Genomic DNA, 19,810 nt, shown 5'->3' on the forward strand with positions numbered 1-19,810 from the left:
GACTTGGCGCCCGGGTGGTCTACCCGGCTGCCAGGTACGCCTCGTACGGAACGTCGATCTCCTCATCGGCATCCATGGTGAGGATGCCCGTACTGCGCTCGTACTCCGTGCGTGCGGTTTCGAGCAGTCGCCGCCACGAGGTGACGGTGGGACGCCGGCGCAACAGCGCACGTCGTTCCCGCTCGGTCATTCCGCCCCACACTCCGAACTCGACACGGTTGTCGAGCGCGTCGGCCAGGCACTCGGTCCGCACCGGACATCCGGTGCACACCGCCTTGGCCCTGTTCTGTGCCGCTCCTTGAACGAACAGTTCATCCGGATCGGTAGTGCGGCAGGCTGCCTGCGCACTCCAGTCGGTAACCCAGCCCATCCCGGCGCCGTCCTCTCCCGAATCGAGGCTCCCCCACGGCGGTAGCGGCATATTCACCGCTGCCAGTTGAGGACGTTACGGAAGGTGGGCACAGTGCAACACCCCCGACGGGCCCAATCTTGAATGGTCCGAACGGACTATGGGTAAGCGGCAGATCACCCGACGGAGTGATCCTGCGACATGCCCGACCATTCCGGCGATTTGGGTGAAATCGACGGGGCACGCTGATCACAGGAGGCTAGATTCGGACATGCGTCCACCCCATTCGGGAAGGGTGAAAAACAAGCCGGGGGGTTGATGTCCCACCGCACTGCTGTGACAGTTGAGGACAGCTTAGGCCAAGGCATTCGCGCGTGTCCGGCGAATGAGAACGTAGGCTGCCCTCTATGGGAAAGAAGCGCTCGGGCGGCGGGCTCACGGGGCCACAGCAGGCCGCCAAGTTCCTCGGTGTGTCCGTTCTCTCCGGAGTTGTACTCGCGGGGATCGCGATCCCGGGCGCCGGCGCCCTGGGGCTCGCGGCCAAGGGCACGGTCGAGGGGTTCGATGAGATCCCGGCCAATCTGAAGACACCACCGTTGAGTCAGCGCACCACGATTCTGGACTCCGAGGGTGGCCTGATCGCCACGGTCTATTCACGTGACCGGCAGGTGGTCCCGATCACGGCCATGTCCCCGTACATGCAGAAGGCCATCGTCGCGATCGAGGACTCCCGCTTCTACGAACACGGGGCGATCGACCTCAAGGGCATCCTGCGTGCGGTCAACCGCAATGCCCAGGAGGGCGGCGCGGCCCAGGGCGCGTCGACGCTGACGCAGCAGTACGTGAAGAACGTCTTCGTCGAAGAGGCCGGCGACGACGAGACGAAGGTGCGCGAGGCCCAGGAGAAGAGCCTCGGACGCAAGATCCGCGAGCTGAAGTACTCGATCCAGGTCGAGGAGGAGCTCGGGAAGAAGAAGATCCTCGAGAACTACCTCAACATCACGTACTTCGGGCAGCAGGCGTACGGAATCGAATCCGCCGCCCGGCGCTACTTCAGCAAGTCCGCCAAGGACCTGACCCTGGACGAGTCGGCGCTCCTGGCGGGCGTGGTGCAGTCGCCGAGCCGGTACGACCCGCTGAACGACTCGCAGGAGGCGATGAAGCGACGCAACGTCGTCCTTCAGCGCATGGCGGACATAAGGGATATTTCTCAGGCCGAGGCGGACGCCGCGAAGGCGAAGCCGGTCGCGCTGAAGGTGACCAAGCCGAAGAACGGCTGCATCACCGCCGTCAAGGGCGCGGGCTTCTTCTGCGACTTCGTGCGCAACACCTTCCTCGACGACACCGCCTTCGGGAAGACCCGCGAGGACCGGGCCAAGGTCTGGAACCAGGGCGGCCTGACCGTCCGTACGACCCTGGACCCGCAGTCGCAGGACTCCGTCAACGAGTCCATCAAGGACCACGTGGACCAGGACGACAAGGTCGCCACGGCCGTCACCCTCGTCCAGCCCGGCACCGGGCGGGTCCTCGCCATGGGGCAGTCCAAGCCGTACGGCTTCGGCAAGAACGAGACCCAGATCAACTTCTCGGTGGACAAGAAGATGGGCGGCTCGAACTTCGGCTTCCCGACCGGCTCCACCTTCAAGCCGTTCGTCGCGGCCGCGGCCCTCGAAGGCGGACTGCCGCCGACGAAGATGTACCAGTCCCCGTACGACATGGACTACCCGAGCCCCGTGCGGACCTGCGGCGACAAGCCCTGGGTCAACACCGACCGGGCGAAGGTGGAGAACGAGACCGAGTCCGAGGTCGGCCCGTACGGGATGAAGGAGGCGATGGCCAAGTCGGTCAACACCTACTTCGTGGAGATGATCTCCGAGGTGGGCCTGTGCCCCGTGACCGAGATGACCACCAAGCTCGGCGTGATCCAGGCCGACGGCGTCAAGCTCCCCGAGGTCCCCGCCATCGCGCTCGGCAGTCAGGGCATGTCCCCGCTGACCATGGCCAACGCCTACGCCACCTTCGCCAACCGCGGCGTGTACTGCACCCCGGTCACCATCGAGTCGATCACCGACTCGCACGGCAAGGCGCTGACGGTCCCGAAGTCCAAGTGCGGCCGTGCGATGACCGAGCGGACCGCCGACACCATCAACACGCTGCTGCTCGGCGTGGTCGACTCCGGTACGGGCCAGCAGTCGGGCCTGAAGGACCGGGAGAACGCGGGCAAGACGGGTACCACCGACAGCCGCTACAACGCCTGGTTCGTCGGCTACACCCCGAACATGTCCGGCGCGACCTGGGTCGGCTCCGGCGGCGCCAAGCAGGTGTCGATGGAGAACATCACCATCGGCGGCCAGTACTACGACAAGGTCTTCGGTGGTGGCCTGCCCGGCCCGATCTGGAAGCAGGCGGTCTCCGGCGCGCTCTCCGGCCGCGAGGCCCCGAGCTTCGTCACGGTGAACATCCCCGACACCCCGAGCCCCTCCCCCGGCGGCAAGCCCAGCGGCAAGCCCAACAAGCCCGGCAAGCCCGGTCGGGGGGACGGCAAGCCCGGTGACGGGCGGCCCGGCGGGCAGACGTCCGGAGGGAACTCCGGCGGGAACAGCGGCGGGACGGACGGCGGCACGGGCGGGACCGACCCGCTCGGCGGGATCACCCTCCCGCCGGGCGTCATCGGCGGTCGCGACTAGGACCCGCCGGCGAAGCCGTGGGGAACCCGCGTGGGGAACCCGCGTAGGGAACCCCACAGGAACCCCCACAGGAACTCCTCGTAGGGAAAAGCGGGGGAGGGCCCCCACCAGATCCGCATCCGGATCGGTGGGGGCCCTCCCTGTTTGCCTTGCGGGGCCCGCGTACCGGAACGGCTAGGACAGGTGCTTCTTGACGGCGGCGGCGACGCGCCCGCCCTCCGCCAGACCCGCGACCTTCGGGTTCACGATCTTCATCACGGCGCCCATGGCCCGCGGCCCCTCGGCGCCCGCCGCCTTGGCCTCCTCGACGGCCTGCGCCACGATCGCATCGAGCTCCGCCTCGCCGAGCTGCTGGGGGAGGTAGGTGTCGAGGAACTCGCCCTCGGCGGTCTCCCGCGCGGCCTGCTCGGGACGGCCACCCTGCGCGAAGGCGTCCGCGGCCTCGCGGCGCTTCTTCGCCTCCTTGGCGATCACCTTGAGGACTTCCTCGTCGGAGAGCACCCGGGCTTCCTTGCCCGCGACTTCCTGGTTGGTGATGGCGGAGAGGGTCAGGCGCAGCGTGGACGAGGCGAGCTCGTTGCGCGCGCGGATGGCGGTGGTGAGGTCTTCCTGCAGCTTGGCCTTGAGCGTGGTCATGCCCCGAGTCTGCCAGGTACGGGGGCCCGGGCGCCCGCCGGTTTCCCGGCGTGCTTGCCGGGTCTGCGAACATGTGGGCATGCGTGCGCGTTACGGAGTACCCCTGAAGGTCACCGCCGGGATCGCCGCGGCGGGGGCCGCCGGTCTGGCCTATGCCGCCGGTTTCGAAGCCCGTTCCTTCCGCCTGCGCCGGGTCACGGTTCCCGTGCTCCCGCAGGGGATGCGCCCGTTGCGCGTCCTGCAGGTCTCGGACATCCACATGGTCGGCGGGCAGCGCAAGAAGCGCGCCTGGCTGCAGTCCCTCGCCGGGCTTCGCCCCGACTTCGTGGTGAACACGGGCGACAACCTCTCCGACACGGAAGGCGTGCCGGAAGTGCTCGACGCGCTCGGCCCGCTGATGGAATTCCCCGGCGTGTACGTCTTCGGCTCGAACGACTACTACGGGCCCCGGCTGCGCAACCCCGGCCGCTACCTGCTGGAGAAGACGCAGGGCCGGCACGGGCTGAACGGCAACGCGCCGGTCGTCGGGGCCGTCCACAACCCGTGGGAGGGAATGCGGGACGCCTTCGACGCGGCCGGCTGGCTGAACCTCACCAACACCCGGGGCCGGCTCAAGCTCGACGGGCTGGAGCTGGCCTTCACCGGCCTGGACGACCCGCACATCAAGCGCGACCGGTACGCGAAGGTCGCGGGCGGGCCGGAGGCCGACGCGGACTTCTCGATGGCCGTGGTCCACGCCCCGTACCTGCGCGTCCTCGAATCCTTCACCGCGGACCGGTACCCGCTGATCCTGGCCGGCCACACGCACGGCGGGCAGCTGTGCATCCCCTTCTACGGGGCGCTCGTCACCAACTGCGACCTGGACACCAAGCGGGTGAAGGGCCTCTCGACGCACGAGACGCAGGGGCAGCGCGCGTACCTCCACGTGTCGGCGGGCTGCGGGACCAACCGCTTCACCCCGGTGCGCTTCGCGTGCCCGCCCGAAGCGACACTGCTGACTCTGACCCCGAAGGCCTGACGCGGTCCGGCCCGGTCCTGCGGGTACGTTGACAGGATGATCACACCCGCCGCACTCCGCCTGCCGACCGTCGCCTTCCGCGCGCTGATCGCGGCCGCGGCCGGCACCGGCCTGGTCATCGAGTGCGCGTACGGCAGCGTGCCCGTGGTCCTGAGCTTCTTCACGATCTGGACCAACATCCTGGTCGCGGTGACCTTCGGGCTCTCGGCCCACCGCCTCCACCGGCGCGAGCCGGACGTGGCCCCCTTCTGGCGGGGCGGGGTCCTCCTCTTCATCCTGATCACCGGGCTGGTCTTCCACCTGGTCCTGGCCAACCCGTCGAGCCCCTTCAACGTGCTCGACTCCCTGGACAAGCTGTCGGGCGCGAAGTCCGTCGCCAACCAGCTCCTCCACACGGTCACCCCCATCGGCGCCGTCCTGGACTTCCTCTTCCTCACGGCCCCGCGCACCCTGCGCCCGCGCTACGCCGCGCAGTGGCTGGCGTACCCCCTGCTCTACGTGGTCTTCGCGCTGATCCGCGGTGCCCTCCTCTCCCCCGACGTCCCGAGCCGCTACACCTACCCCTTCATCGACGCCGCCCAGTACGGCTACGCGAGGGTCGCCCTGAACGCGGTGGTCCTCGGCCTCGTCTTCTACGCCGTCGGCCTCGCCCTGGTCATCGCGGACCGCTACCGCCCGCCACGCGAAAACCGGATTTCGTCTCCGGCCGAGGGTCCGCTAAAGTAATCGATGTCGCCAGGGCAGCAAGCGCTGCAAGGGTGGACATCGGGGTGTAGCGCAGCTTGGCAGCGCGCTTCGTTCGGGACGAAGAGGTCGTGGGTTCAAATCCCGCCACCCCGACTTCGTAAGACCAGGTCAAGGGCTTGATCCACTTAGTGGGTCAGGCCCTTCCTGCGTCTGCGGAGACTGTTCTCCGCGCACCCGCTCGCCGGGGGGTGGGGTGTTCTCGCCGAACCTGAGGTCCGTGCCCGTGTCTTCCTTTCCTGCTCCCCTGTCCGCGCGGCCCGCGCGGTTGTCGCCGAAGCTGGTGCGGACCGAGGTGCTGGGTGGTCTGGTCGTCGCGCTGGCGCTGATACCCGAGGCGATCTCCTTCTCGGTCATCGCCGGGGTGGATCCGGCGATCGGGCTGTTCTCCTCGTTCACGATGGCCGTGGTGATCTCGGTCGTCGGCGGCCGGCCGGCGATGATCTCCGCCGCGACGGGGGCCGTCGCGCTCGTGATCGCGCCGCTCAACCGTGAGCACGGGCTGGGGTACCTGGTCGCGGCGGTGATCCTCGGCGGGGTCTTCCAGATCGTGCTCGGGGCGCTCGGGGTGGCGAAGCTGATCCGGTTCGTGCCGCGGTCGGTGATGGTCGGCTTCGTCAACTCCCTCGCCATCCTCGTCTTCATGGCCCAGGTCCCGGAGCTGCGGAACGTGCCGTGGGCCGTCTACCCGCTGCTCGCCGGCGGGCTGGCGCTGATGGTGTTCTTCCCGAAGGTCACGAAGGTGGTGCCGGCGCCGCTCGTGGCCATCGTCATCCTCACCGGCATCACGGTCGCCGCGGGGATCGCCGTACCGACCGTCGGGGACAAGGGGGCGCTGCCGTCCTCGCTGCCCGTCCCCGGTCTGCCGGACGTGCCGTTCACCCTGGACACGCTGACGCTCGTCGCCCCGTACGCGCTGGCCATGGCGGTGGTCGGGCTGATGGAGTCGCTGATGACGGCGAAGCTCGTCGACGAGATCACCGACACCCGGTCGAGCAAGACCCGCGAGTCCGTGGGCCAGGGCGTCGCGAACATCGTCACCGGGTTCTTCGGCGGCATGGGCGGCTGCGCCATGATCGGCCAGACGATGATCAACGTGAAGGTGTCGGGGGCCCGGACGCGGCTGTCGACCTTCCTCGCCGGCGTGTTCCTCATGGTGCTGTGCATCGTCTTCGGGCCGGCGGTCTCCGAGATTCCGATGGCGGCGCTCGTCGCCGTCATGGTGATGGTCTGCTTCGCGACCTTCGACTGGCACTCCATCGCCCCGAAGACGCTGAAGCGCATGCCGGCCGGCGAGATCACCGTCATGGTGCTGACCGTGGCCTGCGTGGTCGCCACCCACAACCTCGCCGTCGGCGTCGTCGCCGGGTCGGTCACCGCGATGGTCGTCTTCGCCAAACGGGTGGCGCACCTCGTGGACGTCACCGCCGTCACCGACCCCGACGGGGGCATGGTGGTGTACTCGGTGACCGGCGCGCTGTTCTTCGCCTCGTCCAACGATCTGGTCGGGCTGTTCGACTATGCGGGCGACCCCGGCACGGTCGTCATCGACCTCTCCGGCGCGCACGTCTGGGACGCGTCCTCCGTCGCGGCGCTCGACGCCATCGAGGAGAGGTATCGCCGGCGCGGCAAGAGCGTGGAGATCACGGGGCTGAACGAGGACAGCGCCCGGATGCACGGATCCCTCACCGGCGAGCTGCGCGCGGGTTCCTGACGGGCCGTGGCGGTCAGCTCGCGGGGTGCCGCGTCCACGGGTCCGGGCCGGGGTCGCCGCCTTCGGCTCGGAGTGCGAGGCGGTCGACGTAGTGCTGCCAGCCCTCCGCGTACGCCTCGCACGCCTCCGAGGTGGGCAGGCCGCTGTGGATCAGGTGGAGCAGGGTGCCCCGGGCCGTGGGTTCGAGGGTGATCTCCACCGTGGTGGAGGCCGCCCCGACGGGCGTACCGCCCTCTTCCCAGCCCCAGGTGAAGACGAGCCGCTCGGGCGGGTGGACCGTCAGGAAGCGGCCGGATGCCATGTCCTCCCCGGTGACGCGGATGCGGTACGAGCCTCCGGGCTCGAACGCGAACGTACCGTCGGCACCCATCCAGGACAGCCACTTCTCCCGGTCGGTGAGGAAGGCGAAGAGGGTTTCGGGGCGGGCCGCGATGCGGCGCTCCAGTGTGACGGTGTCCATCGGGGTCTCGGGATTCGCGGGAGTCGCGGGAGTCCCGGTCGCGGGAGTCTCGGGGGGCGTCATGCGGGCCATTCTTCCGCGACGAGGTGGCCGCGGCCGTGAGGCCCGCTGCTCGGCAGCGGGCCTCACGGGCGTTTCACCAAGGGGTCGGCTCGCCAGGGGTCAGCCGGTGATCTCGATCTTTCCGTTCGGGGCCGGCGCGTCCGGTGTGGCGGAGGCCTTCGGGGCGGCCGCGGTGAGGCCCTTCAGGAGCTGGGCCAAGTCGACGCCGGTGGTGGAGCTCAGGAGCTCCATGCCCTGGGCGACGTTGTCGGTGACCGTGCGGGAGAGCTTGCTCGCGCCGTCCGTGGAGATGACGGTCATCTTGTCGATGGCGGAGAGGGGTTCCGCGGCCTTGGCCACGACCTGCGGGAGCGCCTCGACCATCATCTGGATCATGGCCGCGTCTCCGTACCGCTCGAAGGCCTCGGCCTTCTTCCGCATGGCCTCGGCCTCGGCCGAGCCCTTGGCCAGGATGGCCGCGGCCTCCGCCTCGCCTTCCAGGCGGACGGCCTCGGCCAGGGCGGAGCGGTGCTGCTTCTCGCCCTCACCCGTCAGGCGGGCGCGCTCGGCCTCGCCCTGGGCGGCGGCGATCGCGGCGAGGCGTTCGGCTTCGGCCTGCTTGACGCGGGCCACGCGCTTGGCCTCCGCCTCCTGCTCGGCCTCGTAGCGGCGGGCGTCGGCGGGCTTGCGGACCTGGGTGTCGAGCTGGCGGTCGGTCAGGGCGGCCTGCCGCTCGGCCACCTTCTCCTGCTCGGCGAGGATCTGCTGCTGGCGATCGGCCTCGGCGAGCGGGCCGGCGGCATTGGCCTGGGCCGCGGCCGCGTCGGTCTCGGCCTTGATCTCCGCCTGGCGCAGGTAGAGGGTGCGCTCGGCGACCGCGATCTCCTCCTCCGCCTTCAGGCGGGCCTGCTCGGCGGCGCGGCGGGAGTTGGCCTCGGCGATGTCGGCTTCCTGCTTGGCGCGGGCGGCCTCGGGACGGCCGAGGTCTTCGAGGTAGGAGCCCTCGGTGGTGATGTCCTGGATCTGGAAGGCGTCCAGGACCAGGCCCTGCCCGGACAGGCTGGCCTCCGCCTCCTCGGCGACCTGCCCCGCGAAGGCGGCACGGTCACGGATGATGTCCTCCACGGACATGCGGCCGACGATCGCGCGCAGGGCGCCCGAGAGGACTTCCTGGGTGAAGCCGACGATGCCGTCCTGCTGCTGGAGGAAACGCTGTGCCGCGGCCCGGATGGCGTCCTCGTTGCCGCCGACCTTGACGATCGCGACGCCTTCGAGGTTGGCCTTGATGCCGCGCAGGGTGACCGCGCCGCGTACGGCGACGGGGATGTGGCGGCTGGAGAGGTCCAGGGTGTAGCGCTGCTGCACGAAGGGGACGACGAAGACTCCGCCGCCGACCACGACCTTCTGGCCGCTGTTGTCGGTGGATATCCGCCCGGTCTCCGGGTCGGTGGAGCTCTTGCCGCGCCGGCCGGTGATCAGGAACGCCTCACTGGGCCCGGCGACCTTGTAGCGCGTGACGACGACCAGGGCGAGCAGGACGAGGAGTACGAAGACTCCCACGACCGCGGTGACGACTGGACTCATGACGGATCTCCCCTGCCTCCCCCGTGGGGGCAGATCGGTGGTGGGTGCGGGTGACGGCCATCGGCGACGGCCATCGGTGACGGGTGGGATCGACGAGTGGGATCGACGGGTCCGGTGGACGGGTCGGGTTCGGTGGACGGGTCGGGACCGGTTGTTCAGTGCTCCACGGCGCGGACGCTGACGGAGGTCGACGACGGAGTCGCCGTCACCCACACCTCCGCGCCGCGGGCCAGCGGGCCCTCGGCGGTGGCCGCGTACTTCGCGGGCTGGCCGGCCAGGCGCAGGAGGACCTCGCCGTAGCCGGCCGCCGGGATCGCGGTGACCACGGTCCCGGTCGAGCCGATGAGGGAGTCCTGGTGCGGGGCGGCCCCGCCGCGGTCCCGCATCAGGGCGCGGCTCAGGCGGTACGTCGCCCAGCCCGCGCAGGCTCCCGCGAGGGCGCCCGCGGCGGTCGCCGGGCCCGGCCCGAACCCCGTGGTCCCGAGCACGATCGCCCCGGTGAACCCGAGCATCGAAACGAAGCCCGCGAGCACCGGAAGGGACAGCCAGCCGTCGAACAGTGCGCCGATCGCGCCGTCGAAGATGCCCTCCAGCACGCCGTCGAGGAGCAGGGAGAAGGCCAGCAGCACGATGCCCGCAATGCCGAGACCAAGAAACAAGCCCATGCAACACCTCCCCGCCCCAGTGGCATTTCCGCCGGACATCCGCATCGTGTCATTTGAGGCGCGCTCCGCGCATTGCCTGCCGTCGGCAATCTTTACGGTTCTTTGACGCACGGACTCAGGTCACGCGTCGCCGCCCGGCCAGCCCAGCAGGCGGGCACCGATCACCGCCGTCTGGAGCGTGTAGCGGTTCAGCGGGTCGGCCGGGTCGGCCCGGGTGAGGGTGTGGATGCGGTCCAGCCGGTACGTCAGCGCGCGCACGCTGAGCGAGAGGCGCCGGGCCGCCTCGGTGGAGACGCAGCCGCTGTCGAAGTACGCGGTGAGCGTGTCGAGGAGCGGCCGGGCGCCGCCGCGGGAGGTGCGCAGGGGGCCGAGGGTGCTCTCGACCAGATCGGCCATGGCCTGGCGGTCCCGGGTCAGCACCGGGAAGACGAGCAGGTCGACGGCGTGCAGCACCGGTCCGTCCAGGTCCATCCGCCGGGCCAGGTCGAGTGCGTTCAGGGCCTCCTCGTAGGAGTGGACGACCCCGCCCGCGCCCGGGTGCGAGCGGCCGATCCCGACCCGGCCGCCGTCGGTGGCCGCGTGCGCCCGCTTCGCGAAGTACTCCAAGACCTCGGGCTGGTCCCCCGGGGCCACACAGATCAGCCGGCCGTCCTTCGTGGTCAGCAGGATCTGCCGGCCCGGGAACCGGGCGAGGACCGCCGACTCGATGCCGCGTGCCATGGGGTAGCCGTCACCGTACGTCTCGGGGCCGGTGGCCACGGCGACGCCGTGCGACTGCGAGAGGCGCAGCCCGAAGCGCCCGGCGCGCTCCGCCAGCCGGCCCAGGTCGCTGCCGCCGTAGAGGAGGTCGTCGATGAACTCCCGGCGCGCCGCCTCCTCCTGGCGGACGGCCTGGTGCTGGGCTCGTTCGTAGCCCTCGACGAAGGCGTCCACCGCCTGCTCGACGGCCGCCAGGAGCGGGCCGGATGCGGGGAGGGGACGTACGAGCTGCGCCGCGGCCAGGTGCTCGCGGATCAGGGCGCGGAGCGGGAGCCCGGCCTCCGCCGCCCGTTCCCCCTCCTCGCGGCGCGCCTCCAGCTCCTCGCGGGTCAGGCGGCGTCCCGTGGCGCAGGCGTCGACGAGCAGGTCGGCGTATCCCGGGAGACGACTCTCCGGTGCCTGTGGTCCCGCCACGGTGTGCCCCCGATCCCGACGCGCCCGTGACGCGTCCTTGGTACGGGGACAAGCGTGACATGGCGGTCTCCGCGCGGTCGCGGGTCACACGCTCGTGAGGGCCGCCGCGCCGAAGGAGACGTCGAAGCGGTCGCACCAGATGGTGATGCTGCCGTAGTCGGACGGGTTCACACCGGCCGGGATCGCGTAGTTCTGGTCGCCCTTGTTGCCCTTGAGCTTGCCCAGGCTGACGTACTTGCCGTCGTCGAACACCCGCCAGCCCGCCGTGCCCTCCTTCACCGGGGCGTCCGTCAGCCAGACCCGCAGGTCGGGGCCGTTGCTGGTGTCGAGGTTCTCCAGGCGCAGGGTGTGGGAGCCGTCCGGGAGCCGGATGAGCTTCGCGGTGCCCGTGGTGGTGTGCTCGTGGCTGATCAGCGTGCCCTGGGCGAGGGTCCGCGGGGTGGCGGGCGAGCGGGTGGGCGCCGGCGCGGCCGCGGAGGGGGCCGCCGCCGGGAGGGACTCGTGGACCGTGGCGTCCTGCCAGAGCTTCCACGGCTGGAACCAGTACAGGCCGAAGCCCAGCAGGAGGGCCGCCGGGAGGGCGAGGAAGGCCGGGAGCCGGCGGCCGCCCCGCTTCTTCGCCGAGGTCCGCGGCTCGCTCCGCGGCTCGTTCGGCGGCTCGTTCGGCGCCGGGTGCTGCGGCTGGTTCGGCGTCGCGTTCTGCGTCACTGGGCTTGCCCTTCCTCGCGTTCGGCCCGTCAGGCCGTCATGGGCATTGAACGCGCGGGCGCGGGCTGCGACCAGGCCCGGCCGGATGACGAAAGGCTTACGTCATCCGGCCGGGTGGGGCCGTGCCCGTCAAGTCGGGCCCGTCAGGTCGGGCCCGCGGGTCGGCCGGTCAGTCGGCTCAGGGGGTGCGCGGTTTCGTCGTGAAGACCTGGTTCGCGGTCTTGCCGCCCAGGGCCGGGCGGTCCGTGGCGTCCCACGGGCAGCGGACGCCGAGCCGGAGCGTGCTCCGGCGGGCGGCGCTGCGGAGGTCGGCACTGCGGAGGTCAGCACTGCGAGGGGTGCGGACGTTCTCGGACATGGCGCTCGGCTCCCTTCCATCACAGGCCTGTCGATCACCACGGGAGGTGGCGGCGTGATCATGGCCCGAGGCGGACCGGGACGCTTGTAGAAATCGGAACGCCCCCGCGGAATGGCCGGTCCCGCCCGGCCGGACGGCGCGAACCCGCCACCGGTCCTGCCCCCGCGCCCGGCCGCTGCCGACAGATCACGGATCGCCGGAACTCAGGGCCCCCGTCGGCCGACCAACTCCACGCGGAGACGGCGGAGACGGCGGAGACGGCGGAGACGGCGGAGACGGGCCGGTGACAGCGGAGGGGCGTGGAATGGGCGGGCTGGACGTGCGGATGGAGGGGGTGGGCTGCCGGCACGGGCGGGTCGAGGCCGTGACCGGCGTCGACCTGGAGATCGCCGCCGGCGAGCGCGTCGCGCTGACCGGCACCAACGGATCGGGCAAGACCACCCTGCTGCGCGCCGTACTCGGACTGCACCCGCAGGTGAGCGGGAAGATCCTGGTCGGCGGCCGGACGGGCGACCCGGCCTGGCGGCGGCGGGCGTGCGCGTGGATCCCGCAGAAGCCCGCCGCCGGACGCTTCCCGCTCCTGGGCGGCGAACTCCTCGCGAGCAGCGGGGACCACCGCGCGGCTGCCGAGGCCGCCGACCGGCTGGGGGTGGGGCCGCTGACCGGGCGGCCACTGCACACCTTGTCCGGCGGGCAGTTGCAGCGGATGTACCTGGCCCGGGCGATCGGCTGCGTGGCCGCGGGGGCCGGCGTCCTGCTCGCCGACGAGCCGACCGCCGCCCTGGACTTCGCGGGCCAGGACGAGGCCGCCGACGTCCTGGCCGCGCTGCCCGTGACGCTCGTCGTCGTCACGCACGACCGGGCGCTCGCGGAACGCTGCGACCGGGTCCTGGAAATGGCCGCCGGCCGGCTGCGGGAGGTCCGGTGAGCGCCACCCTCGCGGCCGCCGACCTCGGCACCCTGCTGCAACTGGCCCCCGTCCAGCGGGCGGGCTTCGCCCTGCTGCTGGCCGCCGTCGGGCTGCCCGTGATCGGTGTGGTCATCGTCGGGCTGGACATCATGCCGGTGCGCTTCGCGATGATGCACGTCGCGCTGCTGGGCATCGCCGTCGGGCTGCTCACCGGGCTGGACCCCATGCTGTGCGCGCTGGTGGCCTGCGCCCTGGCCGGAGCCGGGGTCGCACCGCTGGCCCGGACGCCGGACGGGCTCTCCGGGGCGATGGGGCTGCTGATGAGCCTGGCGATCGCCGCCGCGCTGCTGCTCCTCGCGGTCTCCGGGGTCAACGCCTCGGGCGCGTTCGCGCTGCTGTGGGGCTCGATCCTGTCCGTCGGCGGCGCCGATCTCGTGGTGCTCGGCGTGCTGGCCGTCCTCGTGCCCGGCCTGTTCTGGTGGCGGCGGCGCGAGGTGGCGCTGCTGCTGTACGACCGCGAGCTGGCGCAGTGTTCGGGCGTGCCGGTGCGGGCGCTGACCACCGTCCTGCTCGTGCTCGTCGCGGTCGCGGTCGCCGGGGCCATCAAACTCACCGGCGCCCTGCTGGTCGACGCACTGACCCTGCTGCCCGCACTGGCCGCGCGCCGGCTGGGCACCTCCCTGAAATCGATCACCGGGTGGGCGGTGGCCATCGGCGTCTTCGTGAACCTGACCGGCTTCCTCATCGCCCTCCGGCTGGACTGGCCCCCCGGGCCCGTCCTCGTCCTGACCGCGGGGGCGCTCGTCCTCGCGGTGCACCTCGTACCCGAACGGAGAATCCGCTCATGGCGCCGCGAACCCGCGTCCGCAGCACTTCCCTCCTCGCACTGAGTACGGCACTGGGCCTGGCACTGGCCCTGGTGACCGGCTGCGGCGACAGCGACACCGACACCGCCGCCAGTGGGCGTGGCGGTGACACCGCCACGGGCGGCAAGCCGGTCGTCGTCGTGACGACCACCTGGGAGGGCGCCTTCGCCAAGGCCGCGGGCGCTCAGGACGTCAAGGTGATCGTGCCGCAGTCCGTGCACCACGCGCCGGACTACGACCCCAAGCCCTCCGACCTCGCCGCCGTGGCCGGGGCCGACTTCGTGCTGTACGCGCCGTTCGAGCCGTACGCCGCGAAGATCAAGGAGGCCGCCGGATCGAAGGCGGAGCTGGTGGAGGTGAACCTCGACAACGACGCGGACAAGGTCAAGGCCGAAGTCACCCGGCTGGGCGTGCTGTTCGGCACGCAGGCTGCCGCCGCGAAGTGGACGGCGGACTTCGACGCCGAGTACGGGCGGGTCGCGAAGGACGTCCAGGCCGCCTGGCCCGGCGGGAAGAGCCCGTCGGTCGTGAGCCAGGTGTTCACCGCCTGGTCCGCGAAGCTGGCGGGCGCCACCACGGTGGGCACCTACGGTCCCGAGGCGGTGACCCCGGCGCAGCTGGCCGAGCTGTCGGCGAAGAAGCCGGCGCTGGTACTGGACAACGCGCACATGTCGACCGGTACCGTCCTGCCCGACTCCGGCGCGCGACAGGTGCAGATCGTCAACTACCCCGGCACCGACCTGGACTTGCTGCCGGTCTACCGCAACGCGGGGGCCGAGCTGAAGAAGGCGATGGCCAAAACGGCCTGAGGGCAGGGCAAAGCAGGGCGGTGCGCAGACGGGGGCGGGGCGGTCCACTCGGGGCCGCCCCGCCCCCGTCCGCGCGCGGGCCCTCGCCTACGCGCCCACCCCGGCGGGCGTCTCGACGGCGAGAGCGGCGGTCGCGGCGGCTGCGCGGGCCCGTGCGCGCAGCGCCGCCCGGTCGGGTTTGCCGGCCGGGGTGAGCGGGAGCTCCGCCAGCAGCAGCAGGTGTTCGGGGTGCTTGCGGCGCTCCAGGCCGCGGAGGGTGAGGTGTCCGGCCAGGGATTCGAGGGTGGGGAGGCGCGTGCCGCGGGGGACGACGCAGGCGGCGAGGCGCTCGCCCATCACCTCGTCGGGGATCCCGACACAGACGACGTCACGGACGAGGGGATCGCAGGAGAGCTCCCGTTCCACCTCGGCGGGGCTGATGTTGGCGCCGCCGCGGATGACGATGTCCTTGAGGCGGCCGACGACGTGCAGGACCCCGTCCTCGTCGATGAAGCCGAGGTCGCCGGTACGGACCCAGCCCTCGGGCGTGCGGTACCGGGCGTCCAGGTCGGGGGAGGCGACGTAGCACATGGGGGTCATGGGGCCGCACGCGATGATCTCCCCGATCGCACCGTCGGGGAGCCGCTCGTGCGTTTCGGTGTCGGTGATGCGGATCTCGGCGACGCGGGGGTCGGGACGGCCCGCGGCGATGCCCGTGCCCTCGGATTCCGGGACGGCCGCGCCCAGTCCGGTGTGGCAGTTGACCCCGTCGGCCGAGCCGTAGAGGTTGACGACCGGGCAGCCGAAGGCGCGGCTCGCGCTCTCGGCCGTGGTCTCGTCGAGCGGGGCGCCGCCGAGGATGAGGGCGGTGGGGGTGGGAAGCGGGACGGCGTCGCCCCCGGCCTCCTCCGCCTCCGTCTCCAGGCGGTCGAGCATCATGCGGATCATCGTGGGCACCCCGAGGACGTGGGTGGGCCGGTGCTCGCGCACCGCCGCGAGGGCCGCCTCGGGCGTGAAGTGGTCGAGGACGATCAGGGTTCCGCCGTGCCGGGCGAGGGTGACCGCGGTGCCGCTGGAACCGAAGGCGGACGCGAGCGGTACGAGGAACAGGCAGCGCGGCGGCGTCCCGTCGGGCATCAGCGACGCGAGGAAGTTGCCGCGGCCGCCGGCCAGGGCGTTGTGGGAGTACGCGATCATCTTCGGCTCCGCCTCCGAGCCCGAGGACACCAGGATGCGGGCGGCGCTGTCGGGGTGGGGCCGGGCGGGTACGAAGGCGGCCGGATCGGAGCGCAGCAGGTCCGCGAGCCGAATCGTTCCTTCGGGCTGTGCCGGGCCGGCGCCCGTGCCCGAGGGTCCTCCGACCGCGATGACGTGGCGCAGCGCGGGCAGTTCGGGGGCCAGGTCCCGCAGTTCGGCGGCGTGCCGCAGGCCCCGGTGCTCCACGGCGGCGATCACCGCCACGGCCTCGGCCCGGCGCAGCAGGCATCGGGCCTCCTGGCCGCCCCGGCCCACGGGGAAGGGCAGGGCCACCGCTCCGAGGGCGGCCAGGGCCAGGTCCGCGATGACCGCGTTGCGGCCGTTGGGGAGCTGGACGCCGACCACGTCGCCGGGCCGTACGCCGAGCTCCGCGAGGCCGGTTGCCAGACATCGGACCTTGCGGTCGAGCGCGGTGTAGCAGAGCTTGCCCTTGGCGTCGATGACCGCGGTGTGGTGCAGGTCGGCGATCTGGCGGGCCCGGAACAGGCTGTAGAGGTCGAGGTCGGGACAGGTTCCGTCGACCGCCCACGAGCGGCGCAGGCCCACGGGCAGCAGATCGTGCAGTGCGACGGTCATACGAAGCTCCAGGGGTCGGGAACGGCGGGGGCACCATGCGCGTCGCGGCTGATCGAGCCGGCGAAGCGCGGGTCGTGGTGCAGGTCGGCAAGGTCGGTGGTGACCGCGGTCGCGGCCAGGCCGCGGGCCCGCAGCGCCCGTAGGGCGTCCTCGGTGGACAGCTCCGCGAACCCCTGCGCACCGCCGACGACGGCCGCCACCGCGCGGGCATCCGCGTCGGCCGGGGCGATCCAGCCGTCCGCGGCGCGCAGGGGCGTACGGAACCCCGCGGGCCGGCGGCCGTGTTCCCCGCGCCGGAGGCGGCGCAGGGCCGGGGCGGTGAGCAGATCGGCGGCGCCGAGCAGCGAGGAGTCCACGCGGACCCCGCGTCCGGTGCGCTCGCGCAGCAGCAGCCCCGCGAGGACGGCCTCGGTGCCGAGCAGCCCGCCCAGCACGTCGAGCAGGGTCATCAGGGAGGGCGCGGGCACCTCGCCCTCGGGACGGGCGGCCTCGCCGACGCCGGTGCGGGCCTGGACCATGAAGTCCGTGCCCATCGGGGGATCGGCGATCCGGCCCGTGCCCCAGCCGCCGGTGTACGCGTAGACGAGCCCGGGGTTCGCCCGCGCGAGGTCGTCGGAGTCCAGGCCCAGCTCGGCGGCCTTCCCCGGGGCCCAGTTGTGGAGGAACACGTCGGCGCCGGCCGCCAGCCCGGCCAGCCGCAGCCGGTCGGCGGGCGACTTGATGTCGATCTCCACGGCACGCTTGCCCCGGTTCAGGGCCAGCCAGCGGGCCGAGATGCCCGCGCAGGCGGGCGGCATGCCGCGCAGCGGGTCACCGCCCGGCGGCTCGATCCGGATCACCTCGGCGCCGAGCAGCCCCAGCAGATGGGCGGCGAGCGGCGCCTGGACCCGGCGGCCCGCCTCCAGGACGGTCATGCCGGCGAGGGGGCCGGGGGCGGAGGGCGGCGCCTTCGGGCGGGCACGGCCGCCCGGGCCGTACGGGGCCAGGGTCCAGGGGGCGGCTCCGTCCTGTTCGGCGGCCCGCTCGGCCAGGCTCCGCAGTCGGCAGACCTCGGCCCCCGAGACGGCCGCGGCGTCGCGGATGCGCTGCCATCCGTGGGCCCGGGTGGTGGCGTGCAGTGCTTCGGGGAAGGGTGCGCACGCGGTGGCGTACCGGAACTGGAAGGGCCGCCAGCCGGCCCGTACCGCGTCGGAGGGGGCCTCCAGGGCCCGCCAGAACCCGGCCCAGGCACCCGGATCCAGGGTTTCCAGCTCGAAGAGCGTGCCGTCAGCCGCGGTGAAGGGCGGCCCGCCGGGAGCCAGTTCGGCGGCTTCGCCCTCGTCGGCGCCGCTCGCGGCGAGGTACTGGGACACGACCAGCAGCCCGGCCCGGTCCACGTACGTGTGCGGCTGCGCGGCGGCGCCCTCGCAGCCCCTGGCCCGGGCCAGCAGGGCGGCGAGCAGTCCCTGCGTGGTGAGGACGGCCGTCGCGGCGGTGGCGTAGTCGACGGCGAGCCCCCGCGGCAGGCCGTCGCGGCGGCCGTGGACCGCCATGATGCCGGTCGCGGCCTGGGCGGTGGCCTCGTCGGTGACGTCGGGGGTGGCCGACGCGGGAGGCAGGGGCGATTGCCAGGCGATGACAGCGGTCGCCCGGGCGGGCGGGCCGGTCCCGGAGGCCCGGCCCGCGGCGTCCCCGAAGGCGGCATCCGCCACGGTGACGCGGGCCGTACCGGTGTCGCCCCCCTGGGCCGGCCCGGGATCCGCGGGGACGGCTCCCAGCGCCCTCAGGTGCTCGGCGACCGGGCCGGTGAGCGCGGGCGGTCCCGAGGTGGTGAAGCGCAGCCCGTCGAGCGGCCGGGCGGTCTGGGTGACGGCGGGTGACGCCATGCCTCTCCTCTTCTCCGGGCCCGGCGATCGGCCGGCGCCGCAGGTGATCCCGTACGCGGGAACCAAGGGGCGGGCCCGCCCGACCAGTTCCACGGGAAGGCAGTCGGACTGGCGTTCCCACGGGTTCCCGGCGGGCTGGAGGAAAGTGGTGGAGAACCGAGTGACGGAAAGCGGAGGGAGCACGCCCGACGAACCGCGCGAACAAGCCGGTTACGACGCGGAGTTGCGGACACGGGTGGCGGAGTTCGTACGGGAGCGGGTGATGCCCCGCGAGCCCGTGCTGGACGCCGGCGGCCCCGCCGCGGCGGCGGCCCTGCGGGAGCTGCGGACCGGGGCGAAGGAGGCGGGCCTGTGGGCACTGCCGCTCCCCGCGGAACTGGGCGGCCAGGGCCTGGATCTGGCGCGCTACGCACGGCTCGCCGAGGCCGAGGGGGCGAGCGACCACGGACCGGCCGCGCTCGGGTCGGCGCCGCTGCTGGACGCGACGATGCTGTGGCGGCACGGCGGCGAACGGGTGCGCGCGCTGTACCCGGGCCGGCTGACGTCCGGCGAACTGCGCGCCTGTTACGCGATGACCGACCCGGACACCCCGGGCACCGACCCGTTCCTCACCTCCACGCGCGCGGTGGAACAGACGGACGGGAGCTGGACCGTGAGCGGCCGCAAGTGGTTCACCTCGCACGCCGCCGGGGCCGATCTGGTCACCGTCCTGGCCCGCACCGACGGGCAGCCGGGAGACCGAACGGGTCTGTCGCTGCTCGTCGTCCCCACCTCCGCGCCGGGCTTCCGGGTCGTACGGGAACTGCCGGTGCTGGGCGCGGCCGGCCAGTGGGAGATCGAGTTCGACCGGGTGCGCGTGGAGGCCGACCACCTCCTCGGCGAACGCGGCCGGGCCCTGGCCATCGCCGGGGAACGGCTCCAACTGGGCCGCACCCTGCGCTGCCTGCGCTGGCTCGGCCAGGCGCAGCGCGCGTTCGACCTCATGTGCGAGCGAGTGAACTCCCGTACCGGGTCGCGCGGTCCGCTCGGAAACCACCAGCTGGTGCAGAGCCACGTCTTCGAGTCGCTCCTGGCACTGCGCGGCACCCGGCCGCTCGTCCACGAAGCCGTGGCCCGGATCAGCGCCGGGCGGGACGCGCACGTGGAGGTGGGCCTGGCGAAGGTGGCCGCGGCCCGCATGCTCCAGCAGGTGACCGACGCGGCCATCCAGATCCACGGCGCGGCGGGCCTCGGCCCCGACACCCCCCTGCCCGCCCTCTACCGCTCGGGCCGCGCGGCGCGCATCCTGGACGGCCCGGACGAACTGCACATCACGGGGGTGGCCCGGAGGGTGCTCGGAGGGTACGGAGGCGTCCCCCCGGCAGGTGACGGGCATGTGCGGTCGTGATCCCGGGCCGGGCGCCGTCGGGT

At 72.5% G+C, this 19,810-nt stretch carries 18 protein-coding genes and 1 tRNA gene; 9 read left to right on the plus strand and 10 right to left on the minus strand.

The window, feature by feature from the left end; all coding sequences use genetic code 11:
• Positions 1-19: 19 nt before the first annotated feature.
• On the minus strand, positions 20-370 hold the full coding sequence (locus ACFYM0_RS23900; RefSeq protein WP_327254199.1) for a WhiB family transcriptional regulator: 351 nt from the start codon (positions 368-370) through the stop codon (positions 20-22).
• A 386-nt stretch (positions 371-756) separates the two neighbouring features.
• On the opposite strand from ACFYM0_RS23900, the gene ACFYM0_RS23905 reads away from it, so the two are divergent.
• Complete coding sequence (locus ACFYM0_RS23905; protein WP_388504585.1) at positions 757-3,036, plus strand: transglycosylase domain-containing protein; 2,280 nt, start codon at positions 757-759, stop codon at positions 3,034-3,036.
• A gap of 174 nt (positions 3,037-3,210) precedes the next feature.
• Here the strand turns inward: ACFYM0_RS23905 and ACFYM0_RS23910 are convergent, their stop codons facing one another.
• Positions 3,211-3,672: a GatB/YqeY domain-containing protein gene (locus ACFYM0_RS23910; protein ID WP_388504588.1), complete on the minus strand. Its 462-nt coding sequence runs from the start codon at positions 3,670-3,672 to the stop codon at positions 3,211-3,213.
• A 79-nt stretch (positions 3,673-3,751) separates the two neighbouring features.
• Between ACFYM0_RS23910 and ACFYM0_RS23915 the strand changes: the two genes are divergently transcribed.
• The 4 genes from ACFYM0_RS23915 (at position 3,752) to ACFYM0_RS23930 (ending at position 7,148) form a co-directional block, all read left to right on the plus strand.
• The gene (locus ACFYM0_RS23915; RefSeq protein WP_388504590.1) at positions 3,752-4,690 is read left to right on the plus strand and encodes a metallophosphoesterase; all 939 of its coding nucleotides are present in this window, start codon (positions 3,752-3,754) and stop codon (positions 4,688-4,690) included.
• A gap of 36 nt (positions 4,691-4,726) precedes the next feature.
• The gene (locus tag ACFYM0_RS23920; protein WP_388504592.1) at positions 4,727-5,416 is read left to right on the plus strand and encodes a Pr6Pr family membrane protein; all 690 of its coding nucleotides are present in this window, start codon (positions 4,727-4,729) and stop codon (positions 5,414-5,416) included.
• A gap of 40 nt (positions 5,417-5,456) precedes the next feature.
• A tRNA-Pro gene (locus ACFYM0_RS23925) sits at positions 5,457-5,530 on the plus strand.
• 130 nt (positions 5,531-5,660) lie between these two features.
• Positions 5,661-7,148: a SulP family inorganic anion transporter gene (locus tag ACFYM0_RS23930; RefSeq protein WP_388504594.1), complete on the plus strand. Its 1,488-nt coding sequence runs from the start codon at positions 5,661-5,663 to the stop codon at positions 7,146-7,148.
• 13 nt (positions 7,149-7,161) lie between these two features.
• Here the strand turns inward: ACFYM0_RS23930 and ACFYM0_RS23935 are convergent, their stop codons facing one another.
• The 6 genes from ACFYM0_RS23935 to ACFYM0_RS23960 all read right to left on the minus strand — a co-directional run bounded on the left by ACFYM0_RS23935 (position 7,162) and on the right by ACFYM0_RS23960 (position 12,138).
• Positions 7,162-7,671 (minus strand): SRPBCC domain-containing protein, encoded by a 510-nt coding sequence (locus ACFYM0_RS23935; protein ID WP_388504597.1) that lies wholly within the window; start codon positions 7,669-7,671, stop codon positions 7,162-7,164.
• Positions 7,672-7,770: 99 nt separating this feature from the next.
• Positions 7,771-9,234: a flotillin family protein gene (locus ACFYM0_RS23940; RefSeq protein ID WP_388504599.1), complete on the minus strand. Its 1,464-nt coding sequence runs from the start codon at positions 9,232-9,234 to the stop codon at positions 7,771-7,773.
• 155 nt (positions 9,235-9,389) lie between these two features.
• Entirely contained in the window at positions 9,390-9,899 is a 510-nt protein-coding gene (locus tag ACFYM0_RS23945) for a hypothetical protein (protein WP_388504601.1), read from the minus strand.
• Between the two features lie 120 nt (positions 9,900-10,019).
• Positions 10,020-11,072: a PucR family transcriptional regulator gene (locus tag ACFYM0_RS23950; RefSeq protein WP_388504604.1), complete on the minus strand. Its 1,053-nt coding sequence runs from the start codon at positions 11,070-11,072 to the stop codon at positions 10,020-10,022.
• Positions 11,073-11,156: 84 nt separating this feature from the next.
• Positions 11,157-11,636, minus strand: coding sequence for a DM13 domain-containing protein (locus tag ACFYM0_RS23955; RefSeq protein ID WP_388504910.1), 480 nt, complete (start codon positions 11,634-11,636; stop codon positions 11,157-11,159).
• 322 nt (positions 11,637-11,958) lie between these two features.
• The gene (locus ACFYM0_RS23960; protein WP_388504606.1) at positions 11,959-12,138 is read right to left on the minus strand and encodes a hypothetical protein; all 180 of its coding nucleotides are present in this window, start codon (positions 12,136-12,138) and stop codon (positions 11,959-11,961) included.
• A 304-nt stretch (positions 12,139-12,442) separates the two neighbouring features.
• On the opposite strand from ACFYM0_RS23960, the gene ACFYM0_RS23965 reads away from it, so the two are divergent.
• The 3 genes from ACFYM0_RS23965 to ACFYM0_RS23975 are packed head-to-tail and all read left to right on the plus strand — an operon-like array spanning position 12,443 to position 14,723.
• Complete coding sequence (locus tag ACFYM0_RS23965) at positions 12,443-13,066, plus strand: metal ABC transporter ATP-binding protein (protein ID WP_388504608.1); 624 nt, start codon at positions 12,443-12,445, stop codon at positions 13,064-13,066.
• On the plus strand, positions 13,063-13,938 hold the full coding sequence (locus ACFYM0_RS23970) for a metal ABC transporter permease (RefSeq protein WP_327254157.1): 876 nt from the start codon (positions 13,063-13,065) through the stop codon (positions 13,936-13,938). The genes ACFYM0_RS23965 and ACFYM0_RS23970 overlap by 4 nt, the downstream gene beginning before the upstream one ends.
• The gene (locus tag ACFYM0_RS23975) at positions 13,893-14,723 is read left to right on the plus strand and encodes an ABC transporter substrate-binding protein (RefSeq protein ID WP_388504609.1); all 831 of its coding nucleotides are present in this window, start codon (positions 13,893-13,895) and stop codon (positions 14,721-14,723) included. Before ACFYM0_RS23970 ends, ACFYM0_RS23975 begins: the two co-directional genes overlap by 46 nt.
• Before the next feature lie 87 nt (positions 14,724-14,810).
• On the opposite strand, the gene ACFYM0_RS23980 is transcribed toward ACFYM0_RS23975, so the two are convergent.
• Positions 14,811-16,535 carry a class I adenylate-forming enzyme family protein gene (locus ACFYM0_RS23980; RefSeq protein WP_388504611.1) on the minus strand — a complete coding sequence of 575 codons (1,725 nt, stop codon included), beginning with the start codon at positions 16,533-16,535 and terminating at the stop codon, positions 14,811-14,813.
• Positions 16,532-18,400 (minus strand): CoA transferase, encoded by a 1,869-nt coding sequence (locus ACFYM0_RS23985; protein WP_388504614.1) that lies wholly within the window; start codon positions 18,398-18,400, stop codon positions 16,532-16,534. Before ACFYM0_RS23985 ends, ACFYM0_RS23980 begins: the two co-directional genes overlap by 4 nt.
• Positions 18,401-18,560: 160 nt before the next feature.
• On the opposite strand from ACFYM0_RS23985, the gene ACFYM0_RS23990 reads away from it, so the two are divergent.
• The gene (locus tag ACFYM0_RS23990; protein ID WP_388504615.1) at positions 18,561-19,787 is read left to right on the plus strand and encodes an acyl-CoA dehydrogenase family protein; all 1,227 of its coding nucleotides are present in this window, start codon (positions 18,561-18,563) and stop codon (positions 19,785-19,787) included.
• Positions 19,788-19,810 lie beyond the last annotated feature (23 nt).

This window comes from Streptomyces sp. NPDC006487, assembly GCF_042870555.1.
Lineage (GTDB): Bacteria > Actinomycetota > Actinomycetes > Streptomycetales > Streptomycetaceae > Streptomyces.

What these genes read in the sequence shown, in the direction of transcription:
- ACFYM0_RS23900 (WP_327254199.1), bottom strand. Translation starts at nt 370, where the DNA reads ATGGGCTGGGTTACCGACTGGAGTGCGCAGGCAGCCTGCCGCACTACC.
- ACFYM0_RS23905 (WP_388504585.1), top strand. Translation starts at nt 757, where the DNA reads ATGGGAAAGAAGCGCTCGGGCGGCGGGCTCACGGGGCCACAGCAGGCC.
- ACFYM0_RS23910 (WP_388504588.1), bottom strand. Translation starts at nt 3,672, where the DNA reads ATGACCACGCTCAAGGCCAAGCTGCAGGAAGACCTCACCACCGCCATC.
- ACFYM0_RS23915 (WP_388504590.1), top strand. Translation starts at nt 3,752, where the DNA reads ATGCGTGCGCGTTACGGAGTACCCCTGAAGGTCACCGCCGGGATCGCC.
- ACFYM0_RS23920 (WP_388504592.1), top strand. Translation starts at nt 4,727, where the DNA reads ATGATCACACCCGCCGCACTCCGCCTGCCGACCGTCGCCTTCCGCGCG.
- ACFYM0_RS23935 (WP_388504597.1), bottom strand. Translation starts at nt 7,671, where the DNA reads ATGACGCCCCCCGAGACTCCCGCGACCGGGACTCCCGCGACTCCCGCG.
- ACFYM0_RS23940 (WP_388504599.1), bottom strand. Translation starts at nt 9,234, where the DNA reads ATGAGTCCAGTCGTCACCGCGGTCGTGGGAGTCTTCGTACTCCTCGTC.
- ACFYM0_RS23945 (WP_388504601.1), bottom strand. Translation starts at nt 9,899, where the DNA reads ATGGGCTTGTTTCTTGGTCTCGGCATTGCGGGCATCGTGCTGCTGGCC.
- ACFYM0_RS23960 (WP_388504606.1), bottom strand. Translation starts at nt 12,138, where the DNA reads ATGTCCGAGAACGTCCGCACCCCTCGCAGTGCTGACCTCCGCAGTGCC.
- ACFYM0_RS23965 (WP_388504608.1), top strand. Translation starts at nt 12,443, where the DNA reads ATGGGCGGGCTGGACGTGCGGATGGAGGGGGTGGGCTGCCGGCACGGG.
- ACFYM0_RS23975 (WP_388504609.1), top strand. Translation starts at nt 13,893, where the DNA reads ATGGCGCCGCGAACCCGCGTCCGCAGCACTTCCCTCCTCGCACTGAGT.
- ACFYM0_RS23980 (WP_388504611.1), bottom strand. Translation starts at nt 16,535, where the DNA reads ATGACCGTCGCACTGCACGATCTGCTGCCCGTGGGCCTGCGCCGCTCG.
- ACFYM0_RS23985 (WP_388504614.1), bottom strand. Translation starts at nt 18,400, where the DNA reads ATGGCGTCACCCGCCGTCACCCAGACCGCCCGGCCGCTCGACGGGCTG.